Here is a 12,495-nt window from a genome sequence, read left to right on the forward strand (position 1 = left end):
TTACGGCCACATCAGCGCGAACGCGGCACGCCCGTGGATGCACGCACAACCAGTTCGGGCGGCGAGGCGATGCGCATCGGCACGCTGGCCGTTGGGCGACCCGCCTGTCCATACGACGACTCGATCAGTTCACGCAACAGCGATACCGCAAGCCCCGCGACTTCGACCGTCGGCACCGCGACAGTCGTCAACGCGGGGCGCGATTCGCGCGCGAGTTGAATGTCGGTGATGCCGATCACGGACAGGTCCGTTGGCACGTTCAGGCCGAGGTCGGCGGCGGCGTGCATCGCGCCGAGCGCGGGCAGGTCGTTGGTGACGAAGATCGCGGTGAGCTTCGGATCGCTTTCGAGCAGCGCGCGTGCCGCTGCGTAGCCGCCCTGGATCGTATCGACCGCATGTTTGACGCGGCCTTTCGGCGCGCCGCCGGCGCGCAGCGCATCGACGAAACCTTCGTAACGGGCCGCATGAATGCCCGAGGCTTTGCTGCCCACGATCGCGCCGATCCGCCGATGGCCGAGCTCCAGCAAATGCGCGCCCGCCAGTTCGCCGGCACGCCGGAAATCGACCGCGACGCACGGCAACCCCGGCGGCTCGTTAGGCCGTTCCCACATGCACAGCACGACCGGCGTGCCGCGCGATTCGGTCGTATGAAGATCGGCGAAATCGAGGTTCGCGTTCGTTACGAGCACGCCTTCGGAGAGCGTGCCGGCAATCTGGTCGAGATACGCGCGGCCGGTGTGCGGATCTTCGTTCGTATTGCAGATGATCACGAAGTGTCCGCTCGTGCGCGCCGCGCGTTCGACGGCGAGCGCGAACTCCGGATAGAACGGATTCGCGATGCTCGACACCATTAGCGCGAGCGTCGGCGCGCGACCTTCGGCGAGGGCGCGAGCGGCGAGATGCGGACGGTAGCCGAGCGCTTCGACGGCCTCGAGCACGCGCTGCCGGGTGGTCGCGCCGACCCGGCCGCGATTGCGCAGCACGTTGGAGACCGTCGCCGGGGTGACGCCGGCATGACGCGCGACTTCGCTAAGTGTGGGCATGATGTTTTCATTATTTGGGATGGCTGCCCGACATTTGCATCGCGCGCCAAGGCGCGGCACCATCTGTCGCACAGACAAAACGATCTCGGAGACAGGCAAGGCCCCAACGATCCCAAGCGATCGATTTTTTTCGGCCCTTTCTGATTAAGCGCTTAATCTCCGACTTCGAGCTGATTAAATCACGGAGTCGATGCAATGGCGAGCATTTCGTTAAGAGGCGTGCAGAAGGCGTATGGCGACGGCGCGCCGGTGATCCGCGACGTGGATCTCGAGATCGGCGAAAACGAGTTCTGCGTGTTTCTCGGTCCGTCCGGTTGCGGCAAGTCGACCTTGCTGCGCATGATTGCCGGTCTCGAAGACCTCACGGACGGCGACCTCTCGATCGGTGGCAAACTCATGAACGACGTGCCGGCCGCGCAACGCGGCGTGGCGATGGTGTTCCAGAGTTACGCGCTGTTTCCGCACATGAGCGTGTTCGAGAACATGGCGTTCGGCCTGAAGCTCGCGAAAACCCCCAAGGATGAAATCGACCGCAAGGTGCGCGAAGCCGCGCGCATCCTGCAACTGGAAGCGCTGCTCGAACGCAAGCCCAAGGCGCTGTCGGGCGGCCAGCGGCAGCGGGTGGCGATCGGCCGCGCCATTGTGCGCGAGCCGGGTGTATTTCTGTTCGACGAGCCGCTCTCCAACCTCGACGCCACGCTGCGTGGCCAGACTCGTATCGAGATCGCGCGGCTGCACAAGCAGTTTGCCAAAGCCAGCGTGGTCTACGTGACGCACGACCAGATCGAGGCGATGACGCTCGCCGACAAGATCGTGCTGCTGCATGCCGGCAAGGATACCGAGCGCCACGGCAGCATCGCGCAGATTGGCGCGCCGCTCGAGTTGTATCACCGTCCGAAGAGCCGCTTTGTCGCGGGGTTCATCGGTTCGCCGCGCATGAACTTTCTGCCGGGAAGCGTCGCTTCGGTGGATGCGCAAGGCGTCACCATCACGCTCGATCACACGCAGGAGACTGTGCGCGTGCCGGTGAACGGCGCGGGGCTGCAAACCTCGCAAGCGGTCACGCTCGGCGTGCGCCCCGAGCACCTGGAATTTGTCGATCCGTCTTCCGTCGCGCCGGACGACGCCGTGCTCACACGCACCGTCTCGCTCGTCGAACAACTCGGCGAACACAGCTATGTCCATCTCGATCAGCCCGGCGGCGCCGCGCTGATCGCCAAAGCGCCGGGCAATACGCGCCTCGCGCCCGGCGAGCGCGCGAGCCTGCGCGTGCCCCGTGCCGCCTGCCATTTATTTACCGAAGACGGCTTTGCCGCCGCTTCGCTCGAATCCGTCGAACACTACGCATAGAGGACATTCGGATGCGCCTTGGAGTCTGTTATTACCCGGAACACTGGCCGGAGTCGATGTGGGAAGACGACGCTCGCCGGATGAAAGCCCTCGGCATCGAGCAGGTGCGGATCGCCGAATTTGCCTGGAGCCGCATCGAGCCTACGCCGGGCGAATACGATTGGGGCTGGCTCGACCGTTCGATTGATGTGCTCGGCGCGGCCGGCCTGCAAGTGGTGATGTGCACGCCGACCGCGACGCCGCCCAAGTGGCTGATCGACCGCCATCCCGACATTCTGCCGGTCGGCGCCGATGGACGCCCTCGCGCGTTCGGCTCGCGGCGTCATTACGATTTCTCGTCGCCGTCGTATTTCGCCGCGTCGCAGAAGATTTGCACGGCGGTGGCCGAGCGCTACGGCAAGCATCCGGCTGTCGCTTACTGGCAAACCGACAATGAGTTCGGTTGCCATCACACGGTGGTCAGCTATTCGCCAGCGGCTGTCGGGCGCTTTCGCGAGTGGCTCAAAGCGCGCTATCACACCATCGACGCGTTGAACCGCGCCTGGGGCACGGTGTTCTGGAGCATGGAGTACCGCAGCTTCGACGAGATCGACGCGCCGGTGGCGACCGTGACGGAAGCGCATCCTTCGCATCGTCTCGACTACCGCCGTTTCGCCTCGGACGAAGTGGCGCGCTATAACCGCATGCAGGTCGAGATCATCCGCGCGAATTCGCCGGGGCGGCCGGTCGCGCACAACTTCATGCAACTCTTCACCGAGTTCGATCACTACAAGGTCGCCGCCGACCTCGATGTGGCGACGTGGGACAGTTATCCGCTCGGCGCGCTCGAAGAGCAATGGTTCGCGCCGGAAGTGAAAGCGCGTTGGCTGCGCAGCGGGCACCCGGACTTCGCGTCGTTCAATCACGACGTTTATCGCGGCATGTCGAAGCTGCCGTTCTGGGTGATGGAGCAGCAGCCGGGTCCGGTGAACTGGGCGCTGTGGAATCCGGCGCCGCTGCCGGGCATGGTGCGGCTGTGGAGTTGGGAGGCGTTCGCGCATGGTGCGGGCTGCGTGTCGTATTTCCGCTGGCGTCAGGCGCCGTTTGCGCAGGAGCAGATGCATGCAGGCTTGAACACGCCGGACAACCGTCTGGACGTGGGCGGCAGCGAAGCGTCGCAAGTTGCCGGCGAGATTCGCACGGTGCTCGCAGCGAATGCCGACGCCAACGCCGCGGTCCGGTCGAAAGTCGCGCTCATCTACGACTACGAGGCGAAGTGGCTGTTCGAGATTCATCCGCAGGGCGCGGATTTTCACTATCCGCGCTTCGCCTTCGAGTATTACTCGGCGTTGCGCGCGCTTGGGCTCGACGTGGATATCGTGCCGGTTGACGCGCCGCTGGACGGCTACAGCCTGATCGTCGTGCCGCCGCTGCCGGTCGTGCCCGAGGCGTTTGCGGAGCGTCTGGCGAGTTCGGGTGCGCAGGTCGTACTCGGTCCGCGCACGGGTTCGAAGACCCACGATTTGCAGATTCCGGCGAACCTGCCGCCCGGCGCGCTGACTTCGGTGTTGCCGGTGCGCGTGTGGCGCGTCGAATCGATGCGGCCGAACGTGACTGAAGCCGTGCGGCTCGCTGACGGCAAAAGTGCTGGTGAAGCAGACGGTTTCGCCCGTCACTGGCGTGATTTCATCGACACCGAGGCGGCGGAATCGCTCGACGTGCGGGCCCGATTCGCGGACGGCCATCCCGCGTATGTACGGGGCGGCGCGTTCCATTACCTGGCGAGTCTGTTCGACGACGCGCTCACGGTGCGTCTGTTCGCGCGGATCGCACAGGAAGCGGGGCTCGAAACGATGCCGCTCGGCGACGGCGTGCGAGTGAGCCGCCGCGGCGCGCTGACCTACGTGTTCAATTACGGCGACGAAACGCACACGCTTACCGGCGTAGCCGACGACGTCTTCGTGTTCGGTTCGCACGCAATCGAACCGCAGGGCGTGGCCGTCTATCGATCATGATGGCGACCTGATGCACCGGCGCAGTGTCCAACGACATTCCATGCAGTAACGACAACGACGCAAAATCAAGGAATCAAGGAGACAGGCAACATGAAAATGAAACCACGCAAGATTCTGTTGGCACTCGCGCTGGCCGCCGCGGCGGTGGGGACGTCTGCCGTCAGCACGGCACAGGCGGGCACGCTCACGGCCAATATCGCGTTCAAGGGCGCGAGCCAGCGCGCGGTCTGGCAGTCGGTCATCGACGACTTCAAGAAGGCGCATCCCGGCATCGACGTGAAAGTATCGTTCGTCGACGAAGAAGCGTACAAGGTGCAATTGCCCGGCTGGCTGACGACCGTCGCGCCCGACATCGTCAACTGGCATGACGGCGAACGCATGGCCTATTACGCGCAGCGCGGCCTGTTCGAAGACCTGAGCGGCGACTGGGCGAAGAACGGCTGGAACGAGATGTATGCATCGACCAAAGAGGCTTCGTCGTATAAGGGCAAGCAGTACGCCGCGCCGACCGTGTACTACTCGTGGGGCATGTTCTATCGCAAGGATCTGTTTCAAAAGGCAGGTATTAGCGGCGAGCCGAAAACGTGGGATCAGTTTCTCGAAGACTGCAAGAAGCTGAAGGCCGCCGGCATCACGCCGATCGCCGTGGCAGGCCGCGATTCGTGGACGCTCGCCGGCTGGTTCGACTATCTCGACTTGCGTTTGAACGGCAATGCGTTCCATCAGAAGCTAATGGCGGGCGAGATTCCCTACACCGATCCGCGCGTGAAGAAGGTCTACACGACGTGGAAGCAATTGATCGATGCGGGCTATTTCATCGACAACTCGCTCTCCTACGATCTCGATTCGGTGCAGCCGTTCCTGTTCCAGGGCAAGGCCGCGATGATGCTGATGGGCACGTTCATTACCGCGGGTTTCCCGTCGAACGTGAAGCCGGAAATGGGCTACTTCCAGTTCCCGATCATCGACGCGAAGGTGCCGACTGCCGAAGACGGCCCGGTGGAGTCGCTGCATATTCCGTCGAAGGCGAAGAACAAGGCGGATGCGCACACGTTCCTGGCGTTCGTCGAGACGCCGGAAATTGGCGCGAAGCTGGCGACCGGGCTCGGTTCGTTGTCGGCAAATAGCAAGTCGCCGGAACCGGAAGATCCGATCTCCAAGATCGGCTTCCAGATTCTTGCGAACACCAAGGGCGGTATTGCGCAGTTCTATGATCGGGACATGACTAAGGAAATGGCCGACGAAGGCATGAAGGGGATGCAGCAGTTCATCTCCGACCCCACGAAGCTCGACGACGTGCTCGCGCAACTCGAGCAGACGCGCAAGCGGATCTATAAGAAGTAAGCGGCGGCGGCCGCGAGGCCGCCTTCCGTTGCATTGAGTCAGGAACTGGATCTGGAGAACGATTGTGTCGCATTCCGTCACCCGCCACACTGTGAGCGGTCCTGCTGAACCCGGCGGACCGGGCTTGCCCACACCGGGCGGCGCCGTGCGCGGCGGCAAGCCGGCCAGTTCGCGGCGGCGCGGTCCGTCGCCCACCGCGCGCCGGCAGCGGCGCGCCGCTTTTCTGTTCCTTGCGCCGGCCTGCGTCATGGTGGCCATCTACGTGGTGTGGCCGATCCTCTCCACTATCCGCCTCAGCTTTTTCAACTGGGACGGAATGAGCGAGCCGTCGTTCGTCGGACTCGCGAACTACGTCGAGTTATTTCATGCGCAGACGTTCTACACCGCGCTGAAGAACAACCTCATCTGGCTGCTGCTGTTCCTGCTTGCTCCGCCGATGGGACTCGCCGTCGCGTTGTATCTGAATCAGGCAGTGGCCGGCATCCGTATCGTCAAATCGCTATTCTTCGCGCCGTTCGTGCTGTCGGGCGTGGTGGTCGGCTTGATCTTCTCGTGGTTCTACGACCCGACCTTCGGCCTGCTCGCCGTGATCCTCGGCCACGGCGTGCCGGTACTCGGCGACCCGCGCTATGCGACGTTCGGGATCGTGTTCGCAGCGCTGTGGCCGCAAACCGCTTATTGCATGATTCTTTATCTGACCGGGCTGACCTCGCTGAACGCCGAGCAGATCGAGGCCGCGCGCATGGAAGGCGCGCGTGGCTGGTCGATGCTGTGGCACGTGATCCTGCCGCAGCTGCGGCCGACCACGTTCATGGCGATTGTCGTGACGATTATCGGCGCGCTGCGCAGTTTCGATCTGATCTCGGTGATGACGAGCGGCGGTCCGTTCGAAAGCTCGACCGTGCTCGCGTATTACATGTACGACCAGGCGATCAAGTACTACCGCATCGGCTATTCGGCGGCAGTGGCGGTCGTGCTGTTCGCCATCATGCTGGTGTACATCGTTTATCACTTGCGGCGGATGCTGCGCGCCGAGCAATAAGGAGCCGACCATGTTTCCAATTCCCATCGACAAATGGAAGCCGGCCACTCGCCGCATGTACAAATTGACGCTGCCGGTCGCGCTGCTGATCTGGCTGCTGCCGATGATCGCCGTGCTCGTCACATCGGTGCGTTCGACAGACGAGTTGAGCGAGGGCAACTACTGGGGATGGCCGAAGCACTTCGCGATGTTTGACAACTATCGCGAGGCGCTGACCACGTCGCCCATGCTGCATTACTTCTGGAACAGCGTATTGATCACGGTGCCTGCCGTGGTGGGTTCGATTGCACTGGCGGCGATGGCAGGCTTCGCTCTGGCGATCTACCGGTTCCGTGGCAATTCGACTTTGTTCGCGACCTTCGTGGCGGGCAATTTCGTGCCGGTGCAGGTGTTGATGATTCCGGTGCGAGACCTGTCGTTGCAACTCGGTCTGTTCAATACCGTCAGCGCGCTGATTCTGTTTCACGTGTCGTTTCAGACCGGGTTTTGCGCGCTGTTTCTGCGCAACTTCATCAAGCAGTTGCCATTCGAACTGGTCGAGGCGGCGCGCATCGAGGGCGCGAATGAGTGGACGGTCTTCTTCAAGATCGTGCTGCCGTTGATCCGGCCGGCGCTCGCGGCATTGGCGATTCTCGTGTTCACGTTTGTCTGGAACGACTACTTCTGGGCGCTGTGTCTGACTCAAGGTGACGATGCCGCGCCGATTACCGTGGGCGTGGCCGCGTTGAAAGGGCAGTGGACCACGGCGTGGAATCTCGTGTCGGCGGGATCGATTCTCGCGGCATTGCCTTCGGTGGCGATGTTCTTTGCGATGCAGAAGCATTTTGTCGCCGGTTTGACGTTTGGGGCGACGAAGGGTTGAAGTGGTTGTGTGTCGTGTTGAGAAGGGTTGCCCGCGAAAGCGGGCTTTTTTTTGCGGTTGAAGTTCTGCTATCCGCGTTGCCTCGCAAGAGGTGCGGATAGCAGGGGCGTGGTCAATTCAATTCAGTAGTCGTGCCTGACCTTAGTTATTGTCCCAGTGAGCCGGAACCTTGCGATAGCTGCTCCAGTTATTGCCGCCTTTGCAGATCAGATCCGAACCGTGTGTTTGGCACCAGGCTTCGTAGCCCGGCGAGTACAGCCACTCACCGATCCAGTGCAGATCGACGCGCGGATCCGACGACGGCGTGGAGGCCACGAAGTTGGCGGCGTCGTCCGTGCTGCCCGAGCCCGTGTAATGAGCCACCGACGGATACGGGAACACCGGACGCGTGCGCGTCGTTTGACCGTTCGCATCCACGATCGAGGCGACGATCTTGCCGGGCTTGGTGCCGGTCTCCGCCCACGCCATCACCGACGTCACGATGTCGAACGTGTTTGGGCCATTGCCGCCACCGCAGTGCGCGACGCCGGGGAACAGATAGAGCTTCGTGAATTGATCGACCTTGTCGCTACCCATGTAGTACTTCATCTGCTCGTAGTACTCGATCGTGCCGCGCGGCGTGATGTGCTGATCTTCCAGACCGTGCCACAGGATCAGTTTGCCGCCGCGACGCGCGAACGGGCTCAGGTCCGGATCGGTTGCCGCGAGATAGTTCGACACCGGCACGGTCTTCAGGAAGCCTTCGATCGTGAACTTCAGATTGCTCAAGGCGGCGGAAGGATTCGAACCGTTGAAATAGTCGAGGTACTGCAGGAACGGCAAAACGAAGTTGATGCTGCCGCTCGGTCCGGCGTCGGTGGTCGGCACGAACAGACTCCAGTTCAATTCGCCGCCCCATTCGCGCGAGACCACTTGCTCGAGGTGGACGCCGTTCGCATCGGTCGCGCCGTCATGAATCTGCCGTACCACATTCACTTCGGCCTGCGAGAGGCAAGTGGATGCCGCCTGGCCTTTTGCGCACAGCATGGATTGCGGATTGAAATGGCATACCTGCGGATTGTCGATCACGCCGTCCGCCACGCCGTCGATGCTATCGCACGCTTGCAGCACGGCTGCATGGATCAACGGCAGTTTGCTCGCGAGCAGAATGTACTTGCCGGTATTCGGATCGACGTTGATTACCGCGGGCCATGCGTGATGAAACGTGTTCTGCACGATGAGGTCATTCGCCGGCGCGCCCGCTGCGATACCGTCGAAGTCGTCCGGGAAACGCTGTGCTTCCATCAACGCTTCACGACCGCCATCGGAACAACCGTCGAAGTACGAATACTTCGCTGGCCGCGCGTAGAACTTGTTGATGATTGCTTTGGATACCTGTGCAGTGGCATGCTCCGCGCGATACGCAAAATCGATCTTTGTTTGAGGGTTGAGTGCCCACGAGCCGTCGTTGCCACCTTCGTGACCCATGTCGGTCGCGGCCATCGCGATCTGCCCGTTGGTGACGGGCACGCAGGTCGAGGCCATCGGCGCATTGACAGAGAGGTTGCCGCACAGGCCGCCGCAACCGGCTTGCAGGTAGCGTTGCGTCCAGCCTTGCGTCGGCAGTTGCAACTCGAATAGCGAGGCACCCGGTCCGATTGTCCCCTTCACATCGCACATGGCTGCTGGCAGCGTGTTCTGTCCCACGACGGTACCCGCGGGAAGCACCGTGGCCGACGTAATGGTGACCGTTCCGTCGGTGACGCCGCTGAGGTCCATGCTCATCACGGCGGCGCAATTCATGGCGGGCATGACGGCGGGCAAATTGGCTAAACCAGTGGTGACAGCGCTGGCATTGATCGGCATGCCGAGCAGCGCAATGAGCGCGGCGCCCGTTAGCGCGGCAATCGATCTGCCGCCGACGGTTCGTTGAAGAAGCCAGGCCCGTACTGCCGGCAGCCAGCCTCGTGTTGCACATCCTGTTTTGAAAAGACCAGGCATCTTTATCTCCTGTTGTCGTCGATTAATGCGGGGGCGGACACTGTCCGCGACCTTCGGAATAGAGGCCGTTTGAAGCGCACCGCAATCGACCTCGGTGCGCGGGTTCAATATAGGCGGGCGTGGTAAGGGAAAGAAGGCGTGGCGCGGCCGGGCAGACGTGCGATCAAAGTCAGCTATCCGAAACTTTCTGCCTGTTGCGGCAAATTACGGACGCGATCTGGAGCGTTTCATTAACTATAAAGTGTTGCAAAATCAATGAGGTAGGGTGGGTTGTCGCGCGGCCCGGCAAGGCAGTGCGTTGAGCAGTTGCGTCGCGAGTATCGGTCCGTGCGATAAGAAAAATAGATTGGATTGCATTACTTTCGCAATCGCGCTGCTTTGATCGATGCCGTCATCGGTGGCATCAGCACTGCGTGGAAATATCGTGTAAGCACTGTTGAATCAAGGCGTGTTCTCCCTTCATCGCGGCATTTCGCGGGCGCTAATCTACTGCCACAGCCAGCGCAATCCCTGATTGCCTGGCAGCAGGCCACGACATAGTCTCGTCACGCCTGTGCCTGGTTACTTCCCTGAACAGAGGCCCGGTATGTCTACCTTGAACACCGTTTTGTCCCGCGCTCTTCAACGTCTCGCGACGCCGTCCACCATGCTGTCGATCGGCGTGCTGCTCGCAGGCGCCACGCTTGCTGCGGACGCGTCCGCGGCAAGCTTCAAATGCACGAGCAAGTCGTCCGCATCGGAAAAGATCGTCTGTAAGGAGCCGGCGCTGTCGGCGCTCGACGATCGTCTTGCCGCCGCGTGGCAACGCGCGAAAGACGCAACGCTCGATACGGCTGCGCTCGAAGCGGCACGTACGCATCAATGGCTCTGGCGCCAGCACAACTGCACCGATGAGGCGTGCGTAAAGAGCTGGTACGACCGCCGCATCGCCGAACTGGACGCCGACTACGTACAGGCGAAGCAGGCGCGCCGCGAAGCGTTCGACGCGTCGCTGGCGGGGCAGAACCTCGCGCCTTCGGCCGCCGATGCGGTTCGGAAGATGAAAGGCGAGGCTATTGCGAATGCGACGACTGCCAGTGCGCAGTAGTTGCCGATGGTGAAAGTGCGTTGGCGGACGCGACGCCTCGGCGCACTAGCTCACATTGAAATGCACGCGGACGTCCTGCTTGCTTTCGATCGGACGGTCGCCCTGCAATGCCGGAAAGAAGCGCCATTTGCGTAGGGCCTCGAGGAGAAGCTGGTTGAGGCGTGGATTCTGTGTCGGCTTGAGCAGTTCAACATCGACCGAGCCGTCGACATGAATCACGAAGCGCGCGGTCGCGATGGTTTGATAGGCTTGCTCGCGTAGATCGTCGGGTAGTTCGGGTAACGGTTGCGCGATAGAGCGCGCGGCTGTGTCACTGGGAGGGAGAGTGGGTTGTGATGTGCTCTGTCTTTCCTCTTGGGAGTTATTTGAACGCGTGGTGGGCGCGGTAGGTTCATTGGGCGCGGGGATTCTAGTTGGCTGAATGTCCGGTGGTGGCAGCCGCGGTGCGCGTGCTTGAGCGGGTTTCGGCGTGGCATGCGGACGTGGCTCGTCCGGTCGCTGTGGCTTGATCGTGGGCATCGGTTCGGGATGAACTGGCGACTGCGGATCGAGCTCCACCACGCGCATCTCCAGCGGCTTGTCTGGTGCTGGCTCCGATGTCGTTGCGTCGAGCCAATGTCCGAGCGCGAGCAGAAACACGATCCAGACTACGAGCGCGACGACGATCGACAGTACGATCCGAAGCGTTTGCGAATCATCGATTGTGGTGGTCAGACGCATCGCGCTATTCACGACGCACGGCGATCAGAAACCGCGCCGCGCCGGCTCGGCGTGCGGCGAGCATGGCTTGCACGACCGCGCCGTGGCCCGCTGCGTTGTCCGCGGCAATGACGACATTGGCGTCGGGCTGCAGCAGTCGCTTTACCGTCGGCTCGATCTGATCGGGGCGCACCGGCAGATGGTTCACGAAGATCTCGTTGCGGCTGTCGACCGAGATGGTTAGTGGCTCATGCTCGGCCAACTGTTGCGCGCGACCCGCGGGCAACGTCAGCTTGACGGCATCGATCCGCTGCATGGCGAGCGATGCGAGCATGAACGTCGCCAGCAGAAAGAACATGACATCGATCATCGGAATAATTTCGATGCGGCCACGTCTGGCCGCGCGCGAACGCTTGAACTTCACGGCTGCTCTCCCGCGACGCTCGTGGCAAGACGTATTTCACCGAGCCGCGCAGTCGCGAACGATTCGAGTTCATCCATCAGGCGTTCAAGCCGGCGGGAAAAATAGTTGAACGCGAAGAGTGCGAACAGCGCGACGACGAGACCGATCGCCGTCGCCACCAACGACTGCGCGACGCCGCCGGTGACGCCGGCCGGATCGACGAGCCCCGTGCCGCCGAACAGCTGAAACGAATGCATCATGCCGACGATGGTGCCGAGCAAGCCCAACAGCGGCGCGGCCGTGACGATGGTCTCCAGCACCCAGAAACCCTTGCTCATGTCGCGCTCGATCTGCGAAGCGATCGATTGCGCATTGGCTTCGCGTAGCCACAGTGGAACGGATGCATCGGGCCGCCACGATGTACTCATCCGTTTGAATGCGTTCTGGCGTGGCGCACGATTCATTCCGCTGTCCACGCCGGTGGAGGATCTTGGCATGTGAATTTCACGCACGTCGTCAGTGCCCGGCGGCAGACGGCCGAAACGCAAAAACACATAGGCGCGATCGAGGACGATCGCAACCGCCAGAACAGCAAGTACCGTGAGCGGATAGATCACCCATCCACCCACGCGTACCGCCGCCAGAATACTCGTCCAATCTTGCATGACCGACCTCGTTGCTGCGCGACAGA

Annotated in this window: 11 protein-coding genes; 6 read left to right on the top strand and 5 right to left on the bottom strand. The window is 62.1% G+C overall.

Annotated elements, in window-relative coordinates:
* Window positions 1-11: 11 nt before the first annotated feature.
* Window positions 12-1,043, bottom strand: coding sequence for a LacI family DNA-binding transcriptional regulator (locus ACFSNN_RS07450; protein WP_134459379.1), 1,032 nt, complete (start codon window positions 1,041-1,043; stop codon window positions 12-14).
* A gap of 195 nt (window positions 1,044-1,238) precedes the next feature.
* On the opposite strand from ACFSNN_RS07450, the gene ACFSNN_RS07455 reads away from it, so the two are divergent.
* From ACFSNN_RS07455 to ACFSNN_RS07475, 5 genes are all read left to right on the top strand, one after another.
* Window positions 1,239-2,393 carry an ABC transporter ATP-binding protein gene (locus ACFSNN_RS07455; RefSeq protein WP_134459377.1) on the top strand — a complete coding sequence of 385 codons (1,155 nt, stop codon included), beginning with the start codon at window positions 1,239-1,241 and terminating at the stop codon, window positions 2,391-2,393.
* A gap of 11 nt (window positions 2,394-2,404) precedes the next feature.
* Complete coding sequence (locus tag ACFSNN_RS07460; RefSeq protein WP_134459375.1) at window positions 2,405-4,387, top strand: beta-galactosidase; 1,983 nt, start codon at window positions 2,405-2,407, stop codon at window positions 4,385-4,387.
* A gap of 90 nt (window positions 4,388-4,477) precedes the next feature.
* Window positions 4,478-5,731, top strand: coding sequence for an ABC transporter substrate-binding protein (locus ACFSNN_RS07465; RefSeq protein ID WP_134459373.1), 1,254 nt, complete (start codon window positions 4,478-4,480; stop codon window positions 5,729-5,731).
* Between the two features lie 64 nt (window positions 5,732-5,795).
* Window positions 5,796-6,773, top strand: coding sequence for a carbohydrate ABC transporter permease (locus tag ACFSNN_RS07470; RefSeq protein WP_134459371.1), 978 nt, complete (start codon window positions 5,796-5,798; stop codon window positions 6,771-6,773).
* A gap of 10 nt (window positions 6,774-6,783) precedes the next feature.
* Window positions 6,784-7,635 carry a carbohydrate ABC transporter permease gene (locus ACFSNN_RS07475; RefSeq protein ID WP_134459369.1) on the top strand — a complete coding sequence of 284 codons (852 nt, stop codon included), beginning with the start codon at window positions 6,784-6,786 and terminating at the stop codon, window positions 7,633-7,635.
* A 141-nt stretch (window positions 7,636-7,776) separates the two neighbouring features.
* On the opposite strand, the gene ACFSNN_RS07480 is transcribed toward ACFSNN_RS07475, so the two are convergent.
* A complete protein-coding gene (locus ACFSNN_RS07480) occupies window positions 7,777-9,615 on the bottom strand; it encodes a tannase/feruloyl esterase family alpha/beta hydrolase (protein ID WP_134459367.1) in 1,839 nt (612 codons plus the stop codon).
* 586 nt (window positions 9,616-10,201) lie between these two features.
* On the opposite strand from ACFSNN_RS07480, the gene ACFSNN_RS07485 reads away from it, so the two are divergent.
* Window positions 10,202-10,702, top strand: coding sequence for a lysozyme inhibitor LprI family protein (locus ACFSNN_RS07485; protein ID WP_134459365.1), 501 nt, complete (start codon window positions 10,202-10,204; stop codon window positions 10,700-10,702).
* A 45-nt stretch (window positions 10,703-10,747) separates the two neighbouring features.
* Here the strand turns inward: ACFSNN_RS07485 and ACFSNN_RS07490 are convergent, their stop codons facing one another.
* The 3 genes from ACFSNN_RS07490 to ACFSNN_RS07500 are packed head-to-tail and all read right to left on the bottom strand — an operon-like array spanning window position 10,748 to window position 12,469.
* A complete protein-coding gene (locus ACFSNN_RS07490; protein WP_134459363.1) occupies window positions 10,748-11,422 on the bottom strand; it encodes a TonB family protein in 675 nt (224 codons plus the stop codon).
* A gap of 4 nt (window positions 11,423-11,426) precedes the next feature.
* On the bottom strand, window positions 11,427-11,825 hold the full coding sequence (locus ACFSNN_RS07495) for an ExbD/TolR family protein (RefSeq protein WP_134459361.1): 399 nt from the start codon (window positions 11,823-11,825) through the stop codon (window positions 11,427-11,429).
* A complete protein-coding gene (locus ACFSNN_RS07500; protein ID WP_134459359.1) occupies window positions 11,822-12,469 on the bottom strand; it encodes a MotA/TolQ/ExbB proton channel family protein in 648 nt (215 codons plus the stop codon). Before ACFSNN_RS07500 ends, ACFSNN_RS07495 begins: the two co-directional genes overlap by 4 nt.
* Between the last annotated feature and the right edge of the window lie 26 nt (window positions 12,470-12,495).

The sequence above is a fragment of the Paraburkholderia dipogonis genome (assembly GCF_042680985.1).
GTDB lineage: Bacteria > Pseudomonadota > Gammaproteobacteria > Burkholderiales > Burkholderiaceae > Paraburkholderia > Paraburkholderia phytofirmans.